Annotated in this window: 20 protein-coding genes and 1 tRNA gene; 7 read left to right on the top strand and 14 right to left on the bottom strand. The window is 67.2% G+C overall.

Annotated features, from left to right (window positions below; translation table 11 throughout):
- Window positions 1–81: 81 nt before the first annotated feature.
- From ACFWF1_RS01160 to ACFWF1_RS01170, 3 genes are all read left to right on the top strand, one after another.
- The gene (locus ACFWF1_RS01160) at window positions 82–1194 is read left to right on the top strand and encodes a tyrosine-type recombinase/integrase (protein WP_379284093.1); all 1113 of its coding nucleotides are present in this window, start codon (window positions 82–84) and stop codon (window positions 1192–1194) included.
- Between the two features lie 116 nt (window positions 1195–1310).
- Window positions 1311–1381: transfer RNA gene (locus ACFWF1_RS01165), tRNA-Gly, on the top strand.
- 281 nt (window positions 1382–1662) lie between these two features.
- Window positions 1663–2946 carry an alpha/beta hydrolase gene (locus ACFWF1_RS01170; RefSeq protein WP_379284092.1) on the top strand — a complete coding sequence of 428 codons (1284 nt, stop codon included), beginning with the start codon at window positions 1663–1665 and terminating at the stop codon, window positions 2944–2946.
- Between the two features lie 41 nt (window positions 2947–2987).
- On the opposite strand, the gene ACFWF1_RS01175 is transcribed toward ACFWF1_RS01170, so the two are convergent.
- The 6 genes from ACFWF1_RS01175 to ACFWF1_RS01200 all read right to left on the bottom strand — a co-directional run bounded on the left by ACFWF1_RS01175 (window position 2988) and on the right by ACFWF1_RS01200 (window position 9312).
- Window positions 2988–4109, bottom strand: coding sequence for a methyltransferase (locus ACFWF1_RS01175; protein WP_379284091.1), 1122 nt, complete (start codon window positions 4107–4109; stop codon window positions 2988–2990).
- Window positions 4110–4324: 215 nt separating this feature from the next.
- Window positions 4325–4849: a flavin reductase family protein gene (locus tag ACFWF1_RS01180; protein WP_379284090.1), complete on the bottom strand. Its 525-nt coding sequence runs from the start codon at window positions 4847–4849 to the stop codon at window positions 4325–4327.
- Entirely contained in the window at window positions 4842–5351 is a 510-nt protein-coding gene (locus ACFWF1_RS01185; protein WP_379284456.1) for an NADPH-dependent FMN reductase, read from the bottom strand. The genes ACFWF1_RS01180 and ACFWF1_RS01185 overlap by 8 nt, the downstream gene beginning before the upstream one ends.
- 52 nt (window positions 5352–5403) lie before the next feature.
- Window positions 5404–6690 (bottom strand): acyl-CoA dehydrogenase family protein, encoded by a 1287-nt coding sequence (locus ACFWF1_RS01190; protein WP_379284088.1) that lies wholly within the window; start codon window positions 6688–6690, stop codon window positions 5404–5406.
- Entirely contained in the window at window positions 6690–7805 is a 1116-nt protein-coding gene (gene sfnG, locus ACFWF1_RS01195) for a dimethylsulfone monooxygenase SfnG (protein ID WP_379284087.1), read from the bottom strand. Before sfnG ends, ACFWF1_RS01190 begins: the two co-directional genes overlap by 1 nt.
- Window positions 7806–7926: 121 nt before the next feature.
- Window positions 7927–9312: a styrene monooxygenase/indole monooxygenase family protein gene (locus tag ACFWF1_RS01200; protein ID WP_379284086.1), complete on the bottom strand. Its 1386-nt coding sequence runs from the start codon at window positions 9310–9312 to the stop codon at window positions 7927–7929.
- Between the two features lie 98 nt (window positions 9313–9410).
- Between ACFWF1_RS01200 and ACFWF1_RS01205 the strand changes: the two genes are divergently transcribed.
- Complete coding sequence (locus tag ACFWF1_RS01205) at window positions 9411–9899, top strand: GAF domain-containing protein (protein ID WP_379284085.1); 489 nt, start codon at window positions 9411–9413, stop codon at window positions 9897–9899.
- 45 nt (window positions 9900–9944) lie between these two features.
- Here the strand turns inward: ACFWF1_RS01205 and ACFWF1_RS01210 are convergent, their stop codons facing one another.
- The 5 genes from ACFWF1_RS01210 to ACFWF1_RS01230 form a co-directional block, all read right to left on the bottom strand.
- Window positions 9945–11375 carry an LLM class flavin-dependent oxidoreductase gene (locus ACFWF1_RS01210; RefSeq protein WP_379284083.1) on the bottom strand — a complete coding sequence of 477 codons (1431 nt, stop codon included), beginning with the start codon at window positions 11373–11375 and terminating at the stop codon, window positions 9945–9947.
- Window positions 11372–12592, bottom strand: coding sequence for an acyl-CoA dehydrogenase family protein (locus ACFWF1_RS01215; RefSeq protein WP_379284082.1), 1221 nt, complete (start codon window positions 12590–12592; stop codon window positions 11372–11374). Before ACFWF1_RS01215 ends, ACFWF1_RS01210 begins: the two co-directional genes overlap by 4 nt.
- Window positions 12593–12753: 161 nt before the next feature.
- The gene (locus tag ACFWF1_RS01220; protein ID WP_379284081.1) at window positions 12754–13089 is read right to left on the bottom strand and encodes a hypothetical protein; all 336 of its coding nucleotides are present in this window, start codon (window positions 13087–13089) and stop codon (window positions 12754–12756) included.
- Between the two features lie 102 nt (window positions 13090–13191).
- Entirely contained in the window at window positions 13192–13488 is a 297-nt protein-coding gene (locus ACFWF1_RS01225; protein WP_379284080.1) for a hypothetical protein, read from the bottom strand.
- Window positions 13475–13699, bottom strand: coding sequence for a hypothetical protein (locus tag ACFWF1_RS01230; RefSeq protein WP_379284078.1), 225 nt, complete (start codon window positions 13697–13699; stop codon window positions 13475–13477). Before ACFWF1_RS01230 ends, ACFWF1_RS01225 begins: the two co-directional genes overlap by 14 nt.
- A 133-nt stretch (window positions 13700–13832) precedes the next feature.
- On the opposite strand from ACFWF1_RS01230, the gene ACFWF1_RS01235 reads away from it, so the two are divergent.
- Window positions 13833–14618: an alpha/beta fold hydrolase gene (locus tag ACFWF1_RS01235; protein ID WP_379284077.1), complete on the top strand. Its 786-nt coding sequence runs from the start codon at window positions 13833–13835 to the stop codon at window positions 14616–14618.
- Between the two features lie 8 nt (window positions 14619–14626).
- Here the strand turns inward: ACFWF1_RS01235 and ACFWF1_RS01240 are convergent, their stop codons facing one another.
- Genes ACFWF1_RS01240 through ACFWF1_RS01250 form a run of 3 tightly spaced genes read right to left on the bottom strand, consistent with a single transcriptional unit; the run spans window position 14627 to window position 17570 of the window.
- On the bottom strand, window positions 14627–15292 hold the full coding sequence (locus ACFWF1_RS01240) for a TetR/AcrR family transcriptional regulator (protein WP_379284075.1): 666 nt from the start codon (window positions 15290–15292) through the stop codon (window positions 14627–14629).
- Window positions 15277–16041 carry a crotonase/enoyl-CoA hydratase family protein gene (locus ACFWF1_RS01245; RefSeq protein WP_379284074.1) on the bottom strand — a complete coding sequence of 255 codons (765 nt, stop codon included), beginning with the start codon at window positions 16039–16041 and terminating at the stop codon, window positions 15277–15279. Before ACFWF1_RS01245 ends, ACFWF1_RS01240 begins: the two co-directional genes overlap by 16 nt.
- Window positions 16038–17570, bottom strand: a complete 1533-nt coding sequence (locus ACFWF1_RS01250) for an acetyl-CoA acetyltransferase (RefSeq protein WP_379284073.1) — start codon at window positions 17568–17570, stop codon at window positions 16038–16040. The genes ACFWF1_RS01245 and ACFWF1_RS01250 overlap by 4 nt, the downstream gene beginning before the upstream one ends.
- A gap of 149 nt (window positions 17571–17719) precedes the next feature.
- Here ACFWF1_RS01250 and ACFWF1_RS01255 point away from each other — a divergent pair, with 149 nt between their 5' ends.
- Together ACFWF1_RS01255 and ACFWF1_RS01260 are read left to right on the top strand one after the other, a co-directional pair.
- Window positions 17720–18481, top strand: a complete 762-nt coding sequence (locus ACFWF1_RS01255) for a crotonase/enoyl-CoA hydratase family protein (RefSeq protein WP_379284072.1) — start codon at window positions 17720–17722, stop codon at window positions 18479–18481.
- Window positions 18482–18658: 177 nt separating this feature from the next.
- Window positions 18659–19765, top strand: a complete 1107-nt coding sequence (locus ACFWF1_RS01260; protein ID WP_379284071.1) for a DUF4185 domain-containing protein — start codon at window positions 18659–18661, stop codon at window positions 19763–19765.
- The last annotated feature ends 49 nt before the right edge of the window (window positions 19766–19814 follow it).

Genomic DNA, 19814 nt, shown 5'->3' on the forward strand with positions numbered 1-19814 from the left:
GCGTCATAAATAGGACTTGCCATGCCTAGGTCCAGAACAAAGCCTGGCACTCACGGCAAAATCACCCGGAAGAAACTGAGCGTGGACGGGGTGAAACCGGAGAAATGGGAAGCGAATACGTACTACCGCGACCTCGACGGACGTCGTCGGCAGGTGACAGCCACCGGGCCATCAGGACCGAAAGCTGAATCCGCCCTTAAAGACAAGCTCACAAACCGTCATAGAACCAGCCAACCGACAGGTGAACTAGCTCCGGAATCCACTATCGAAGCTTTGGCGAAGATGTGGCTTGCCAAGATAAAGAGCTCTAAACGATGGTCGACCTATCGGCGCTACCGCAGCGTCACGTTGGGCCACATAGTGAAAAAGCTCGGCGGCCTGACCATAACCGAGTTGGCAGCAGCCAAGATGGAGGCGTTTTTCGACCGCCTCAAAACCGACGTCGGAGTGCCGACCGCGCATCTGGCTCGCGTCTGCCTGACCGGAATGTATGACCTCGCCACTCGGCTCGGAGCCCCAATCTTCGGCAACCTCGTCAAACTGACCTCCGCCATCTCTCTCGGTCGCAAGCCAGTAATCTCACTGAAACCGTTGCAGATCAAGATGATTCGCAAACTGCTGCGCTCCGACCGGCGGGCATGCCACAACGCCGTCGCCGACATCGTCGACGTCATGCTCGGCACAGGTGCACGCATCGGCGAAGTCGTCGTGCTCCAGTGGAAACACCTCGACCTCGACGCGAAGATCCCGACCCTGCTGATCGAAGCGACAGCCGCGTGGGGCGACGGCAAGAGCGTCTACGCCCAGCCATACCCCAAGGGTGGACCACAGGCCCGCCGACGACTGAAATTGCCGGACTGGCTCGTCGTCGTGCTGCGAGCTCTGCGGGACGCAGCCGACCACGACCCCGAGGATCTGGTCTTCCCGTCACGGGCGAACACGATCCGTCACCCCAACAACGTCCGCACCCAGATCTACGAAGCTCGCGACCGCGTCGGCCTGGTCGATATCCCGATGAACCCGCACACCTACCGCAAGACCGTGGGCACCAAGATCGGGCAGAAGGACATTGAGAAGGCCGCCTCGCAGCTCGGGCACGCGAGTAGCGTCACCACCAGGCGGCACTACGTCGAGCCCGCTCACGAAGGTCCTGACGCCCGGGAGTATCTGGAGGACTTCGCCGACCTCAGCTGAAAATGAGGAGTAAGTAAGGACCTGGGCCTCTACCAGGCTCGATCCAGAGCGACCCGGAAGGGAGTTGACCGACATAGTGCCTGGTCTGATAGGCTCGCGGACGCGCTAGCGCGCAGGCCGATGTAGTTCAATGGTAGAACTTCTGCTTCCCAAGCAGACAGCGCGGGTTCGATTCCCGTCATCGGCTCTTATCGCGAAAGCCCTGGCCAGGGATCCTGGTGCAGGGCTTTTTCTTGTTTGTAGCACCCGGGGGTGAGTTGGGGTGGCCCGGTGGGGGGATGTGGGCGGGGAATAGGTGGGCCGACGATCTGGGGCATGTTGGTTCGTCGCGCTGTGTTGGTAGTAGGTCTGGCTGTCGGACTCGGGGCGGGGGTGTTGGCCGCGTGTACTGCGGAGGCGAAGCCGAGCGCCTCGTTGACTTGGCAGCCTTGTTCGGAGAATGCCGAGTTCGACTGTGGCACAGTCACTGTGCCGATCGACTGGGCAAAGCCGGACGGGGAGCGGATCGAGGTCGCGGTGGTGCGGGATCGGGCTGACGAGCCGTCGAAGAAGGTGGGGACTTTGGTTTCGCTGCCCGGCGGGCCGGGGTCGTCAGGGGTGGACGAAATCATCAAGGGCGGAAAGTTTTCCGCGGAGCTGCGGGCGCGGTTCGATATCGTCAGCCTTGATCCGCGTGGGGTGAAGCGGAGTCATCCGGTGCGGTGTGATGCGGGGCTGGCTGCGTATCGGCCGAACCTGGTGCCGGAGCTGGGTGGGCGGATCGATGAAGTGCAGTCGTATGCAAGGGATCTCGCGGCGAGCTGCCGGCAGTACACCGGGGCGCTGATGGATCATCTCGATGCGGCGAGCGTCGCACGGGATGTCGAGGCGGTGCGGGTGGCGCTCGGGGTGGATCAAATCAGTACCTACAGCAGGTCTTACGGGACGATGCCCGCGCAGGCGTACGCGGAGCTGTTCCCGAAACACCTGCGGGCCATGCTGTTGGACAGCGTGGACGATCACAGCCTGGACGGCCGGGCGTTCCTGGCCAGCGAAGCACGGGCGGGCAAGGACACTTTCGGCGAGTTCGCGGCATGGTGTGCCCGGGATCCACAGTGCGTGTTGCACGGGGTGGAGGTCGACCGGATCTTCGGTGATGTGTATGCCAAGGCTGTGCGCGGCGAGCTGCGCGACCTCACCGACGCGACCAAACAGGTGGGACCGTTCGACCTGAACGCGCAGGTCGTTCAACTGCTCTTTCGTCCCGAATGGGTCCGGCTGGCAACGGATCTGAAAGCATGGGCAGACCAGCCCGCAGGTAGCCCGCTGCCGCCTGCGACGCCTCAGCAGCTGGGCAAACCAGCGCCGATGCCGGAGATCATTGTCTGCTCCGACTGGCGTTTCGACATCGCGGGCCAGGATCAGTGGACACAACTGTGGCGCGAACAGAACGCCAACTCCGCACCGCTGCGCGCCCACTTCGCTTGGGGCGCAGGCTCGCTGTGCTCCGGCTGGCCGATCGCGCCGCCCAACCCGGCGCACCGCCCGCAGATCACGGACGGCCCACCGGTTCTCATCATCAACTCACTGCACGACCCGGCGACGCCGTACGAGTGGGCGCTGGGCGTCGCGAAGAACACGCCACGCGCCACCCTGCTGACCTATGAGGGCTGGGGTCACGGCGTCTATGACCGCTCCCCCTGCACGACCAACGCCGCCGATCAGTACCTCATCAACCTGACCATCCCCCAAAACCGCTGTCCCGCAGCCTGATCAAGGCCGCCGAGCGGGCGCACCAGGTGCCACCCCGATCACTACGGGGAGACAACCAGCCGCCAGAGCGAGGTGACTTCCGCGGCGCGGGCGGCGTGCAGCGGGTCGGTGGCGTCCTTGGCCCGCGGGTGGCGCGGGGTGGTGTCGGTTTTGTCGATGACGCGCAGTCCAGCCGAGCCGATCATCGCGAGCAAGTCGGCACGGGTGCGCAGCCCGAGATGTTCGGCAAGGTCGGACAGGATGAGCCACCCCTCACCACCAGGCTCGAGATGGTCGTCCAGGCCCGCCAGGAAGCCGCGGAGCATGCCGCTGTCCTGGTCGTACACACCGTGCTCGATCGCGGAGGTCGGGCGGGCCGGCAGCCACGGCGGATTACAGACAATGAGATCGGCGCGGCCCTCCGGAAACAGCGCAGGCCCGACGATATCGACGGACGCGGCGAGCCCGAGCCGGTCGATGTTCTCCCGGGCGCAGGCCAGGGCGCGCGGACTGTCGTCGGTGCCGATGACGTGCCCGACCCCGCGCCGGGCCAGCACCGCGGCCAGCACTCCGGTGCCGGTGCCGAGGTCGAAGGCGGTGTGTACGGCGGACGACGCGAGCGGGGTGCGCGCGACCAGGTCGACGTACTCGCCGCGAATCGGGGCGAAGACGCCGTAGTGCGGGTAGATGCTGGCGTCCAGCGCCGGTATCCGCACACCCTTCTCCCGCCACTGGGCGGCACCGAGCACGCCGAGCAGCTCGGTGAGGGCGATGAGCATGGGCTCGTGCGGCGGCCCGTACACGTCGTCACACGCCTTGCGTACGTCGGGCGCGCGGCGCAGCGCGAGCGTGTGGTCGCCCTCCAGCTGGACGAGCAACTTGCCGAGTACCCGCGCGCGATGGTTGCGCGCCCTGCGCTGCAGCCGGAACGACTCGGCCGGACTATCGCCTGGTCCAGGCGTTTTCCGGTCGACGCGGCGGCTCATCGCCTGGAGCAGCTGCCTGCCATTGTGGTAATCGCCGCGCCACAGCAACGCCGTGCCTTCACAGGCCAGGCGATAGGCGGTCTCGGCGGTCATCCGATCGTCGGCCACCACGATCCGGGCCGGGGACGGTGTCGCGCTTTCGGAATGCCAGGGTGCGGATCGGACGGTATCGGCTTCGGTCCAGGTCATCGTGGACATCGGCGGCTCCTCGTTGTCGAGCATGCGGGGACACGGAGTGCACCGCGACGAGGAGTTATTGCGGTTGGGTGTTCCTACCGCGTCGAGGTGCGCGAGGAAACGTCACCGAGAACCATGCCCATTGCCATGACCGACCCTTCCGAATAGATGCAATTGCAGTTTCCCACACCGGCCGAGGACCAGGGCCGATCGGGTCGCCCGCTGCGCACGATCGGTCAGCCTGCGATCTGGCTGCGCACCTTGGCCTCCGCATCCAATCGACGGAATCGACTGCCATGGAAGACAAGTGGATCGACATCGGTACGAGTGGCGATCCGGTGGATCCGCAAAATGACCACCGCATGGTCACCCGCGGGCACGTGCGCCTCGGGCACGCCCTCGATCCAGGCGGACGCGCCGTCGATGAAGATCGCCTCGCCCGTGCCCCGATGCAGCTCGGTGCCCCGGAACCGATCACCGTTGCGGGCGCCGAGCGAACGGGCCGCGTCCTGCTGATCGGTGCCGAGCAGGCTCAGGCCGAGATGACCGGCGGTGGCGAGCTTGGGCCAGGTCGAGGAGGAATTCTGCACGCAGAACGACACCAACGGCGGATCCAGCGAGACCGGCACGAAGGTGCTCACCGCGAGACCCTCTGGGGTGCCGTCGATTTCGGCGCACACCGCGACCACACCGCTGGGGAAATTGGCGAAGGCGCCGCGCAGTCCACTGCCGTCCGCGGGAAACTCGAAGAGCTCATGCATGATTGGTCACCGCGGCGGTATCGGCCAGCGCCTGCACGACGGAGCGCCAGCGGTCGCTGTAGCGATCGATCACGCCGTCCTCCTGGAAGGTGCGGTCCGACAGATACAGACCGGGCAGCGCCGTGGTGGCACCCAGCTCGACGAGCACCGGCTTGAGCAACAGATCGGGTGCCAGCGCGTGCACGGGGCCCGCGCCGAGCATCACCGGAACGCCGAGGACGCCCGCCAGTCCGGTCCCACCGTCGAACTGCTCGAGGAACAACTTCAACAGCCCGGTATAGGTGGCCTTGAAGGTCGGGCTCGCGAAAACGACGAGCTCGGACTCGGATACGGTGCGCACCGCCGCCGCCACGGCCGGATCACCCCAGCCGAGCAGGGCGGCGCCGAAATCGACCAGGTCGATGACGGTGGGCTCCACCTCGGGACGCAGCCCCTTCGCGACCAGCGTGGCCGCCGTCAAGGTGCGGGAGGCGGGCTTCGGATTGCCTACTACGACCGTCACTGTCACTTTTCGTATCCTTTTCAATCACATGCTGTTTCGACCGGTAGACCGGTCAGATCACGCCGTGCAACGGTGGCGCGGTGCCGTGCAACAGCGCACGGCCGAGGTGCTGGTACTTCCATCGAATCGGATCGTGCAGGGTATGTGTGCGCGCGTTGCGCCAGAAGTGATGCAGATTGAGATCGGATGCGGCACTGCGGGTTCCCCCCACTTCGAACAGCGCACTGGACACCTCGTTGGCCGCGCGGTCGGCGAGCACCTTCGCTGCGGCTACCGCCAGCGATGCCCGACCGGCGGCATTGTCTTGTCCGCTATCAACTGTGCCACTCGACGGGAATCTGGCAAGCCCCCCTTCGGGGGGTTCCGAAATACCCTGCTGTCCGGTTCCGGTGGCCGCGTCGACGGCGGCACCCGCCGCGGTGAGGGTCGCCTCGGCCGCGGTCACCGTGACCGACAGTTCGCCGAAACGCTGAATCAACAGCGGGTCATCGATGGCGTTCGCGACACCGGACTCGAACCATGGGCGGCTCGTGGTCCGCACGAATTCCGTTGCGGCGGTGAGCGCACCACGCGCGATCCCGGCATCGATCGCCACATGCAGCAGTTGCGCGAACGCGCCGTAACCGGTGGGCGCCTGCACGGCGGCGGCCCGCCGGATCAGCTGATCTCGCCCGACCAGCACCTCCTCGAACGTGACGGTGCCGCTGCCGGTGGTGCGCTGGCCGACGCCGTTCCAGTCATCGATGATCCGCACGCCGGGCGTATCGGCGGGCAGGTACGCGATGTACTCCCCCGGCTCCAGGCCGCTGCGTCCCTCGGGATCGTCGAGCCTGGTCAGCACGGCGAGCAGATTCGCGAACAGTGAACCGGTGCAATAGAACTTGCGCCCATCGACGCGGAACCGATTCCCGGCGGGTCGCAAAGTGGTGGAAATATCGGCGATGGTCGCACCGCCGCGCTCGGACTGGGCGTTGGCGATCCGCCCACCGTCGAGCACCTGCGCGAAGTAGCGTTGCCGCTGCTCAGCGGTGCCGGCCAAGCGCACCAGATTCACGTACACGAAGTGACTGTGCGGAATCTGCGCGATATTCGGATCGGCGGCCGCGAGGATCCGCACCACCTCCGCCACCGCGCTCGGCGGCAGGCCCGCGCCGCCGTACTCGGCGGGCACGGTGATGGCGAGCAGCCCGCTGGCCGCGAGCCGCTCCACCTCCTGATGCGGCAGTACCCGGCCGCGGTCCCGCGCGGCCGCCCCCTGGGCGAAGTCCGCTGCCAGCTGCGCGGCGACCGAAAAAGCTTGCGCGGCCGACGTTATTCGATCGGCCGCGACCGCAGTCATCAGCCGACCGCCGCGACCGGCCGTCGCGCGGCCTCCAATTCCCGCACCAGCGGAAGCACTTTCGCGCCGAAGTACTCGATCTCCTCCTGAAAGTGCAGGAAGCCGCCGAGAATCAGGTCGACACCGAGCTCACGGTAGGCGACGATGCGCTCGGCCACCTGCTCCGGCGTGCCGATCAGCTTAGTGCGGAAACCGTCGTTGTACTGCACGAGATCCTCGAACGACGAGTCGGCCCACATGCCCGTGCGGTCCTTGGTGGACGCACCGGCCTGCTGCACCGCGTCCCGGAAACCTTCCACCGCAGGCTTGTTCGCCTTCTCGATGATCTCGCGCAGGGTGTCGCGCGCTTCCTTCTCGGTGTCGCGGGCGATGATGAAGCCGTTCAGGCCGAACTTCACCTCCCGGCTATTGGCCCTGGCGATCGCGCGCAGGTCGTCGAGTTGTTCGGTGACGCCGTCGAAATCCTTGCCGTTGGAGAAGTACCAGTCGGCGTAGCGGCCGCCGTTGCGGCGGGCCGCGGTCGAGTTACCGCCTTGGAACAGTTCGGGATTCGGGCGCTCGGGGGTGTTCAGCGGCTTTGGCTTCAGCGTGAAGTCGCGGATCCGGTAGAAGTCGCCGCCGTAGTTCACGTCGTCCTCGGTCCAGATCTTGCGGATCACCTCGAGGAATTCGGCGCTGCGCCGGTACCTTTCGTCGTGCTCCAGCCATGGCTCGCCCAGCGCGGTGAATTCGCCCGCGAACCAACCGGATACGACGTTGATGGCGAAGCGGCCGTTGGACAGGTGGTCGGCGGTGGCGCCGAACTTCGCGAGCACCGCCGGGTGCCAGAGGCCGGGATGAATGGCCGCGATCACCTTCAGGCGTTCGGTCGCGCCGAGCAGCGCAAGGCTGAACGAGGTCGACTCGTGCTGGAACTCGGCCCCGTAGGACGCGGTGTAGCGCACCTGGGACAACGCGTACTCGAAGCCGTTGTTCTCCGCGGTCTGCGCCAGCTTCTTGTTGTACTCGAAATCCCAGCCGGTGCGCTGCTCGATCTCGCTGGTGACCAGTCCCCCGCTGACATTGGGCACCCAGTAGGCGAATTTGATCTCATCGGCGATCTGCTCCGTGGTCATAGCTGTGCTCCATGGGGTCGGGGGTAGCCGTCGATCTCCTCCCACTCCAGCACCGCGATCCGACCGGCACGAGGGTTTGAATCTGTGCGATCGGATCGCGGTGCTGGCGATGTTCGGGTTGTCAGGCGTGGGTGAGGGTGTCCGCGTAGGTGGATCGGGCGAACGTTCCGGCCGGTGCGAAGCGGCCGAGCAGGGCCGCCGCGTCTTCGCCGGTGACGCGGGTGATGAAGTCGTTGGCCGCTTCGACCGAGTCGACCGCGAGGAACGGCTGGGGGTGATGCAGCAGGCCGACGAGCGCGGCGGCGAACTTCGGGTCGACGCTCGCGGCGGCGAAAAGCGTGTTGCCGATCTCGGCCAGCTCTGGATCGCCGAGGAACAGCCGGGTGACCTTGTTGGCGGCGTCACCGCGCACCGCGAGGAAGCCCGCGTACTGCTCGGTGAACCACGCCTCGTCGAACGCGCCGTCGTGCACCGCCGCAGCCGCGACGAGCCGCTGCGCCTGGATGAGCCCGCTCTGCGCGCCCTGGCCCGCGATCGGGTCGTAGGCGGCGGAGGTGTCACCGAGCGACGCCACCACGTGCCCGCCCGCCGTGTGCCCGACGGCGGACCGCACCACCGGCCGGACCGCACCCTTCAGCCAGGAATGCGGGTCGTCGGCGATCACCTGGGTGGCCAGCACCTCGGGCAGATCCCAATCGATGAAGTCCCGGTACAGATCCTGCACGATCCGGTGCGCGGACTCGGCGGAATCCGCTGCGGCGAAACGGGTTTCCCACTCGCTGCCCGGACGCGCCCAGCCGAGGAACGCCCAGCTCGGGCCCGCGTCCTTGTGCAGGTACGGGCCCCACCAGGCCTCGCCCTGCTCGGCCAGGATGGAGAAGCCGCTGTGCCCGCCGCCCGCCGCACTGCGGTGCGCGAAAACGTCCTTGTCGTAACCGATTCCGGTCACCGTGACGGTGAGCAACGTGCGCTGCGGTGCGTCGTACGGGGTGCGTTGCTCATCGATGGCGAACAGGTCGGACAGTCCGCCGCGGCCGGTGGCGACCAGCGTGAGAGCGTTGGCTGCGGCGATCGTATCGAGAGTTTCCGGGGTCACCTGCTCGACGACGAAACGACCGCCGCGCTCCTGGAAGGCGGTCAGTCGTTCGTCGGCCTTCAGGCGGGTGTCGACGGCGATACCGACGTAACCGTCGAAATGGCCGTCGAATTGGATCAATTCGGCGCGGTCCGGTCCGGCGATGCGGACACTGAGTCCGGTGTGCCGCGGTGCCCGCGCGGTATAGGTGTCCAGCCCGAGCGCGGACTCGGCCTGCTGGGTGATGCCGAATTCGAGCGCGGTGCCGGTGGCGGGGACATCGTCGCGCAATGCGCGTTGATCGCGGTCGCTGTAGAGGGTGACGTCGAAGCCGGCGTCGAGTAAGCCTAGTGCCGCAGTGACACCGGTCTGGCCGGCACCGATTACCGCGGCCGAACGGATGGAACGGGGAACGGAATTCTGCGTTGTCATGTTCGGATCATCCGCGCTGTGACCTGGCCCTCGTGAGTGTTGCGATCAGCGAGAATCAATGGGCGGACAGCAGTTTTGCCTGGCGTACCATTCGGGCCATGTCGTTCACCGTTGCCGATCTGACCGGAGACCGGACCGAGCAGTACCAGCAGCTCGCCGCGCAGGCGCAAGCGTTGGTGGCGGACGAGCCGGACCGGGTCGCCAACGCCGCTAATGTCGCGTCGCTGGTATTTCATGCGCTGCCCGACCTGAATTGGGTCGGGTTCTATTTCTATGACGGAGCCGAGCTCGTCGTCGGCCCGTTCCAGGGCAAGCCCGCGTGCGTCCGCATCGCGATCGGGAAAGGCGTATGCGGGACCGCGGCACAGACCAGGGAAACTCAACTGGTGCCCGATGTGCACGCCTTCCCCGGCCATATCGCCTGCGACGCCGAAACACGCTCCGAGGTCGTTATTCCGTTGGTGCACAATGGTGCACTCGTCGGCGTATTCGACCTCGACAGCCCAAAACCGGACCGGTTCGACGACATCGACAAGGCCGGGCTGGAATCCGTCGCCACGGCTTTTCTCGATTCCCTCCCGTCTTAGCCTGTCGTTCCGGCGAACACCCGGGTGCTCGCCGGAACGCTCGGACTATGGCGTGGTGATGGCGACTCCCGGACGCGAAACGTCCTCGGGCAGCACGGTGGATCCGGGTGCGCCCACCCGATAGCGCGCACCGCGATGCTCGTCGGGCAGCCGGTCGCCCGCGCCGAACAGGGCGTTGCGCAGGGTGCCCGGAACGTAGTCGGTGGCGTAGGCGCCGCGTTCGGCCAGGACCGGAACAACGTGCTGGACAACGTCTTCGAAGGAACCGGGGGTGATGGCGTAGGCGAGGTTGAAGCCGTCGAGATCGGTATCGTCGACCCATTCCTGCAGCCGGTCCGCGACCGTGGCGCCGGATCCGACGAACACCGGGCCCATCCCGCCGATACCCGCCCATCGGCCGATGTCGCGCACCGTCCACTCGCGGCCGTCGTCGTCGAACTCCTGGAAGGCGGCGACGGCGGACTGGATGGCGTTGCTCTCCACCTGCCCGATCGGATCGTCCAGGTCATAGCCGGACAGGTCGATGCCCATCCAGCCGGACATGAAGACCAGGCCGCCCTCGATGCTGGCGTAGGACAGGTACTCCTCGTGCTTGCGCTGCGCCGCCTCGTCGGTGGCGTCGGTGATGATGGTGGCCAGCGCGTAGATACGAGCCGAGTACGGATCGCGGCCCGCCTCCTGCAATGCCGCGCGGATGCGGGAAACGGTCTGGGCGAGAAGTCGTTTCGACGGCGCGGCGATGAAGATGGCCTCGGCGTTCTCCGCGGCGAAGCGGACGCCGCGGGTCGACGCGCCCGCCTGATAGATCACCGGCGTGCGCTGCGGCGACGGCTCCGAAAGGTGAATGCCGGGCACCGTGAAGTGCTTGCCCTGGTGGCCGATGTGGTGCACCTTCGCCGGGTCCACGTAGACGCCCGCGGCGGCGTCGCGGACCACCGCGTCGTCCTCCCACGAGCCTTCCCACAGCTTGTACAGCACCTCGAGGTATTCGTCGGCCTGGTTGTAGCGCTCGTCGTGGTCGAGCTGGTCGTCCGCGCCGAAATTCCTTGCCGCCGAGGGCAAATAGCCGGTGACCACGTTCCAGCCGATGCGTCCGTTGGTCAGGTGGTCGAGGGTGGAGAGCCGGCGCGCGAACGGAAAGGGATGCTCGAAGCCGGTGCCGGTGGTGATGCCGAACCCGAGGTGCTCGGTGACCGCGGCCATCGCCGAGACGAGCAGCAGCGGGTCGGCCACCGGGATCTGTGCGCCCTGCCGCAGTGCCGCGACGTCGGTGCCGCCGTAGACGTCGTAGGTGCCGAGCACGTCGGCGATGAAGACGCCGTCGAATCGCCCCTGCTCCAACAGTTTCGCCAGGTCGGTCCAGTAGCTCAGTTCCTTGTACCGGTGCGACTGGTCGTCCGGATGCCGCCACAGGCCCGGTGATTGGTGGGCGACGCAGTTCATGTCGAAGGCGTTGAAGCGAATTCGGCGGGTCACTGCGCCGCCTCCGTCGCGGGCTTGCGTTCGCCCGCGCTCCAGGCGAACGGCAGGTCGGCGCCGTTCAGCAGGTGATCGCCGATCGCCCTTGCCTTTTGGATGGCCGGATTGTGCACCGAGATGGTGCGGGCGTTACGCCAGTGCCTATCCAGCCGTTGACGTTCCGAGACGACCGAGGCGCCGCCGACCTCGAAGAGCAGCGTGGTGGCGGGCAGTACCAGATCGATCACCGCGAGCTGCGCCTGCGCGGCGGCGAGTTCGGCTGCCACCAAGGACTTTTCGTCTTTAGCGCCGCTCGCGAGCACCTCGTCGAGGAGATCGGCGACGGCGAGCACCGTGGACCTGGCGGCGAACGCGGCGGCCGACAGGCGGCCGATCACCTGCTGCACCAGCGGATCCTGGCGCGGCACGCCCGCGGCGGAATGCGAGTAGCTGCGGGTGCGTCCGGCCACCCACTCCCGGGCGTCCAGCTCCGCGCGCTGGGCGATACCGGCGAGCACCGACAGCTGGACCAATTGCAGATACGCGGTCGCGTAGGTCGGGCCGGGTGCGCCGTAGCCCGGGCCGAGGATTCGTTCCTCGGTAATCACGACATCGGTGAATTCCGTTGCGCCGCTGGCAGTCAGACGTTGCCCGAAGCCGTCCCAGTCGTCGTGCTGGCGCACGCCTTCGGCATTCGCGTCGACGAGCACACCCACCCGCTCGCCGTCACGGTCGGCTGCGGCCAGGATGTAGTCGGCGTACAGCGAGCCGGTGCTGTAGTACTTCACGCCGTTGAGCAGCCAGCGGTCGCCGTCCTTGGTCAGCCGGGTGCGGTAACGGTCGACCGCACCCACCCCCGGCTCGGTGATCGCATTGCCGACCAGTGTGCTCGTCGTCGTCCGCAACCACTGCTCGCGGCTCGGTCCCGGCTCGGCGAGCAGCTGATCCTCGACGAACGAGAAGTGCACGCGCAGCGCCTGCGGCAGGTTCGATTCGGCCGCCGCCAGCTCGATCAGCAGCCGGAACAGCTGCCGCACGGTGACGCCGTACCCGCCGAACTCGACCGGCACCCGCAGCGCGCCGAACTTCGCCTCGCGCAGCCAGCCCACCTCCTCGAACGGCAGGCGTCGATCGACTTCGCGGGCCACCGCGCCCTGCGCGATGCGCTCGAAGATCGGTCCGAAGACCGCATCCAGTTCGGAGTCTGTGGCGGATTCGGCCTCGATGGATGTCATCACCCCACGATGGCGCAGCGCCGTGCCCGGCTCACTGGTTGCGCGCACCGCGATCGAAATGGTGGTCCGGCGCGGTTGCCAGCGGCGAAGGCGGTCCGCAGCGCCGAAGAACTCGGCGCCGGGTCAGGACCGCGTATCGAGCTGGTTTTCGCCCGGTGACGTCAGTGCGGGGCGGTGATGCACTCGGTGGCGATGCGGGTGCTCGCGGTGCGCGCCTTTTCCGCGTCGTCCTTGCTCATGCCGAGGGTCTCCTGGTCGGCGGCCTTCGTGTCGTACTCGTTGCTGACCATCACCCGCAGACCCTCCTGCGAGATGCCCTGGTCGATGAAGAGTTTCGCGGCGCAGTCGGCGAGTTGCTGACTCTTGAGGCCCTTGTCCTGCAGGGACTTGGCGAGGTCCGCCTGCGTCACCGTCGACGCTGCCGCCGCTTTGTCGTTGCCGCATGCCGCGAGCACCGGCAGCGCGATGAGCGCCGCGGCGATCAGGGAGATCCGCACCTGAATCCCTATCTGTCGAAATGGACACCGTCGAATGGACGCTGTGGGACGTCGGCCCCGATGGTACCCATCAGGTCGGAAAGCTTCGCGGGGTACAGATTTTCACAAATCCATCGCGGCGCGCAGCGCGGTATCCAGGCGTTCCAGTGTCTCGGATTCCATTTCATCGACGCGTTCCGCGAGCCACCCCCGGAAGATGCGGCCGATATTCCCGGCGTGCACCCAGCCGTAACTTTCTACCGGCACCGCGAGGATGTCCTGGGGATCGTCCTCGACCACCTCGGCGGCGATCAGCCACGGCCTCGGCGACTCGTTGATGCCGTCACTGCTGATGAGCACGACGGTGCGGCGTCGCGGCGAACCATGCGGGTTGTAGATCCACAGTTCACCCCGCCGCACGCATCGCCTCCTCGGCGGCGGCCAGCTCGGCCGCGTCGGCGGCGGCCTGCGCCGTCACGTCCGGTGCCGGACCACACCCGGTGCGCACGGCCTCACGCCGAGCGGCCTTCGATATCCAGGCCGACGGCGACATGCCCGCGCGGGCCGCAGCCTGCTCGGCGAAGGACCAGGCGGCTTCGTCCAGCGAGAGGGTGACCTTACGCGTTGCCATACCATTTATCGTACCGACTTTTCGGGCCGCTGCCAGCGGAAATTATGCGGTCATCGGCAGCAGACCGGCAACTGATGGCTGGTGACTGCTGTTACGGTGGGCGCACCGCCGGGCGAAGAGTTGGGATGGCTGGATGACTACTTTGAACCATCATCGGGTTGGCGCGGGTGAGCCGTTGGTGCTGGTGCATGGCATCGGCAGCCGGTGGCAGGTGTGGGAGCCGATCATCGATACGCTCGCCGAGTCTTACGAGGTGATCGCCGTCGATCTTCCCGGCTTCGGCGATTCGGCACCGCTGGCCACGACTACCGTCGACACACTCACCGATGCGCTCGCGGAATTCCTTGCCGCGCAAGGGATCGACCGGCCGCACCTGGCCGGGAACTCGATGGGTGGGCTGATCACGCTGAACCTCGGCGCCCGCGGGTTGGCGCGCTCGGTCACCGCCTTTTCGCCGATTGCCTTCTGGGACAAAGCCGGTCGCATCTGGTGTCAGCAGTCGCTCGGTAAGTCACGGCTGCTCGCGCGCCGGCTGAAACCTGCACTGCCGGCGATCCTGGGTACCGCTGCCGGGCGGACCGCCTTCCTGACCCTGGTGTTCGGTAAGCCATGGGCGGTCAGCACCCAGGTGGCGGTGGATACCGCGAACGGTGCGGCCGACGCACCGGGATTCGAGTCCGCGCTGGCTTCGTTCGCCGACGCGAGGTTGCACGAAATCGGCGCTCTGGCAGACATTCCCGTCACGATCGCCTGGGGCAATCGCGACATCCTGCTGACCTACCGCACCCAGAGTCGCCGCGCCCGCGCGGAACTACCCGGGGCCGAACACATCACCCTGCACGGCAGCGGACACACGCCGTTCTACGACGACCCCGCCGCGTGCGCGCAAGCAGTGCTGAATACCGTCGGCAAGAAGTAAGACCGCGGTCAGCGCTCCGGACGCGGCTCGGTCAGCGTGTCCGGGTGCGCCGTCCCCAGCAGGATGCGTACCGCATTTCGCCAGCGCTGCTGGATGATTCGGTTCCGATCCAGCTCACCGGTCAGCAGCACCCGCAGGGCGAGACCGGTCATGATCTCGATGGTGAACTCGGTAATCGTCGGCACCCGAGGGTCATCCGGGAACTCCGCGCGGAAAACGTCCCGAATGCTGTTGTGCATCAACTCGAACAGCCGCTGCTCCAGCGGCAGGAACGCGGCGAGCAGTTCGGGGTCGGTGCGCGCGCCGACCCACATCTCCAGCGCGGCCCAGAACGACGGCCCGCTGAGCATCCGCATGGTCAGCTCGACCGCGGCCTCCAGCCGATCCGCCGCGGCCGGGAGTTCCGCGAATTCCCTTGTCAGCTGGTCGAATCGGCGGGCGGCGAGATGCTCGACCGCACCGGCGAGCAGATCCGCCTTGGTCGGAAAGTGATGCTGCAGCGTGCCGCGCGGCACGCCGGCCCGCTTCTGCACCTCGAGCGTGGTGGTGCCCGCGTAACCGACCTCGGTCAGGCTCTGCACCGCTGCGTCCAGGAGCCGCGTGCGCATGCGCGCGCGGCGCTGCGCCTGCGTCTCCCGGACGCGTTCCCCGGCGGAAGTCAGCGTCCCTGCCATTGGGGTTCGCGCTTCTGCGCGAAGGCGAGCGCGCCCTCGGCGGCATCCTTGGAAAATATTGCGGGCAAAGCGATCTCACCCTGCTTGGCGAAGGCCTCGGTCACCGTCCAGTCCGGCGACTCGTCGATGATCCGCTTGCTCGCGGCGACGGCCAGCGGTGCGGCGGCGGCGATCGCGGCGGCCAGCTCCAGGGCCACAGCCAATGCGGCGCCCGGCTCGGTGACCCGATTGACCAGGCCCAACTGATAGAGCCGTTCGGCGCTGATCCGCCCGCCGGTGAGTGCGAGTTCGGCGGCAATGCTGCGCGGCAGGCGCTGAGTCAGGCGCAGCACACCGCCACCGGCAGCAACCAGGCCGCGCGTCACCTCCGGGATACCGAACTGGACGTTGTCGGCGGCGACGATCAAGTCACCGGACAGTGCCAATTCGAAGCCACCGGCCAGCGCGAAACCCTCGACCGCCGAAATCATCGGTTTCACCGGAGGTTTCGCGGCGATACCGAGCGGCCCGCGCCGCTGCGTCATCGGCATCTCACCCTTCGACGCGGCGACGAGATCCATACCCGCACTGAAAGTTCCGCCCGCACCGGTGAGCACCAGCACCCTGGCGGTGTCGTCAGCCTCGAACTCGTCGACGGCGGTCTCGATGGCCTGCGCGGTCGCGAGGTTGATGGCGTTGCGAGCCTCGGGCCGATTGATGGTCAGCACGGTGATGGCATCGCGTCGTTCGATCAAGATCAGGTCGGTCATCGGACAGTCCTCTCGGAGAGCAGAGTGAGCTTGTCAGCCGCGGTGATGTCGGCGGCGGCGCCGAGCGGATCGCCGTCGTCGAACGCCGCGACGGTTTCGGCGTCGGACGCCCGGATCAGTATGCGGGCACCGGTCGGCGTCAGCGCGCTGACCACGACGGCTTCTGGTTCGTCGACGTGGTCGGGCGCAGGTCCCTTGCGGTAGGCGACGGTGTACGACTCGACCGTGGCCGGTCCGGTGTAGCCGGGGGCGGTGTCGCGACGGGCGGCGGGGACCCCCGCCTCGATCGAATGGAACAGCTGCGCAGGCGGTTCGGCCGAGTACACGCCGACGCCGTGCTTGGTGATGTACCAGCCGAGCGCGGTCGCGAGACCATAGGCGCTCGGGTCCTCGCGCAACAAGCCGACCAGCGTCGCGATCGAATGGGTGCTGTAGTTATTGCCCGGGCCACCGCCGAACGTCAGCCCGCCGGTGACCGACAACGGCCGCGCGGGATCGTCGATCGGCAGCCCGAGCGCCTCGGCCGCGACCTGCACCGCGATCGGGAAGCAGGAGTACAGGTCGATGTGCGCGACATCGTCGATGCCGATGCCTGCGGCGCCGAGCGCGGCCTGTCCGGCAGCGGCGATGGCGGGCGAGGCGGCCAGGTCCGCGCGTTCGGAGACGAACCACTCGTCGGTCGCGGTGGCACCGCCGTGCGGGAACACCCAGTGGTCGCGCGGCACCCCGGCCGCGGTGGCGGCGGCCGCGCTGCACAGGATCAGCCCGGCGCCCTGATTCACCGAGAGATTCGCGATGAGCAGCTTCGGATACGGCGTAGACACCATCCGATTCGCGGGCGTCGGCGTGACCAGATCGGCGGCGGATTGCGCTGCGGGTTGCCACGCATAGGGATTGCCCGCCGCCACTGCGGACAGCCGTGACCACAGTCCGCCGATCCGCGCGCGGTGTTCCGCTTCGCTCAATCCGAGCCGACCGCGCAGCGCGGTTTCCATCAGGGCGTAGAAGTACACCGGGCCCCACAACCCGGCCGCGGTTTCCATGTCGGAGTTGGGCGCGCGGTCCGAGCCGATGAGTTCGGTTGGCTGCACGTCGTCGGACTGCTCCGGCCAGTGCAGCGCGGCACCGGTGCGGGTGGCGGTGTTCCACGCGGCCACCGCCTCGGCGCCGGTGATCAGCGCAATGTCGGACTGCCCGTTGGCAATCGCCTGGGCGACCGTGTTGACCAGGCGCTGCGGTGCGTCGCCGCCGAAGCGGACGGACTGCATCGTGCGCTTCGGGGACGCGCCGAGTTCGGCCGCGACCAGCGCACCGAGATCCGGGTACGGCCTGCTCACCGGTGCCGCGGCCGCGATCAGGTCGGCGGCGCGCACCAGCCGATCGCCGGTGCCGCTGTCGGCGCCCGCGCGGCGCAGCGCTTCGGCGGCAAGCTCGACCGGACCGGGCAGTCCCGATTCGCCGCTTCGGTGCACGACCTGCCCGGCGCCGACCAGCACCGGCGTCCGGGGATCCATTCCCGCTGGCAGCATTGTTCCTCCGATGATCTCGCGGGCGTCGACGGCACCGCCGGCGCGGATACCGTCAGCATTGACGGTAACTCGGGTTTGATTAGAACAGAGGCCACACGACCGGGGCAATGGGCCGGGACACTGAACTGACTCACGGGTAAGATCCGGGCATGGGCACCAACATCGCGCTGCGGTTCGACGGCGACCGCGCCTACGTCACCCTCGACCGGCCGGACAAGCACAACGGCCTCACCATCGACATGCTCGGCGACCTGATCGACACCGCGCACACCATCGCGGGTCGCGACGAGGTGCGCGCGGTCATCCTGACCGGCAACGGCCCGAGCTTCAGCAGCGGCCTCGACATCGCCAAGGCGACCGGCGACCCGCTGTCCATCGTGCGCAGCTTCATTCCGCTGCCGTGGCGCGGCACCAACAGGTTTCAGGAAGCGTGCTGGGCCTGGCGCAGGCTGCGGGTTCCGGTGATCGCCGCGGTGCACGGCCGCTGCTACGGCGGCGGGCTGCAGCTCGCGCTGGCCGCCGACTTCCGCTTCGCCACCCCGGACGCGGAGTTCTCGGTGATGGAGGCCAAGCACGGCCTGGTGCCCGACATGACCGGTGCGGCAACCCTGTCCCGGCTGATCGGCGTCGACAAAGCGCTGCTGCTGGCGATGACCGCGGATACCGTCGACGCCGCGTACGCCGAGCGCATCGGCCTGGTCACCGAGGTCACCGCGGATCCGGTGGCGGCCGCGGAGAAGCTCGCCGACCGCATCGCGACCCGCTCGCCGCATGCCGTCGCGGGCGTCAAGCGACTGTTCGACAAGGCATGGGAGGCCTCGACACGCCGCACCTTCGCGGTGGAACGCGCGACGCAACTGCCGCTGATCATTCGGCTGGCCACGACGCGGAGCAAGCCCACCAAGAGCTAGCGGTCAACCAGCCCATTTGAAGTAGGCGCCACATTTTCGACGACCGCACTGCTAGCATTTCCTAGAGATTTGCCAGCCAGTCGAATTGTGGTGCGTACACACCGCGAGTGGTCTGCGTATCGCGGGAGTCTGTGTTTCGCATTGCTTCTCGGCGAGGACACGGAGGGCTCACGAACCTTGACCAAGACGGCAGCCATCTTGCTTTCGGCGTTGACGGGCGCTTCGGCATTGTTTATCATCGCGAGTACCCCCGCCATCGCGGACCCAAACACTATCAATCCGATTCCGGTACTCAACGGAAGCAACGGCCTGCCCAACCTCGTCGGGCGCACCAAGGCCGTGTTCCAGATGACCGGCATGGCCAGCCCGAACAATACCCAGGCCTACAACGTGCTCGGCACCGACCTCGGCATCATGTGGGACAACGGGAACGGCGAGTTGCTGACCGCATTCGGCGACACCGCGGGCGTCGGATTTCCGAACCTTCTGGCCGGAAGCATGTGGTCTTGGCGGTCGAATATTCTGACGCGCAGCCACACGCAGAATCCGGCGGGCGGCATCTACTTCGACAGTGTGGTCCGCGATGTATTCGGTCAGGCGCGCGATCTGGTGCCGAGCCCGAAAATCCCTTTTCTGGAGATTAGCCGCATTCCCACCGCAGGCATCTCGGTGGGCGGCGTCCAATTCATGAGCCTCATGTCCGTGCGCAGTTGGGACGAGGTCGGGCAGTGGAGCACCAACTACTCCGGACTCGCCGCGTCCGGCGACAACGGCGAGACCTGGGGCGAACTGCCCGCCACCCGGCGCCCGGATGACGGCGGCAACAGCAACTTCCAGATGAACGCCTTCCTCAAGGACGGCGGATTCGTCTACGAGTACGGCACCCCGTCCGGCCGTAACCAGGAGGCGTTCGTCGCGCGGGTGCCGGAAGCCCAGATCGCCGATCTCGGCGCGTACGAATACTGGGACGGCGGGGCGTGGAAACGCGGCGACGTCAATGCCGCGGCACCGATCATGTGGGGCGTCGGCGAGCTGTCGGTGATGTACAACGCCTATCTCGGCCAGTACATCTCGCTCACCACCGACCCGTTCAACTCGGTGGTGTTGCGTCGCGCGTCGGCGCCGACCGGTCCGTGGAGCGATCCCGAGGTGCTGATCGACACCAGGGAACTGCCGAGCGCGTATGCGCCGTCGATCTTCCCGTACCAGACCGGGCGTGACCTGTACTACCTCACGACCGTGCACAGCCAGTACAACGTGCTGCTCATGCGCACGCCGCTGTAAGGGTTCCACCGCCGAGTTCCCGCGCGGCCTTGACCTCAACAATGCTTCA

Origin of the sequence: Nocardia sp. NPDC060255, from assembly GCF_042727395.1 — a bacterium.
Lineage (GTDB): Bacteria > Actinomycetota > Actinomycetes > Mycobacteriales > Mycobacteriaceae > Nocardia.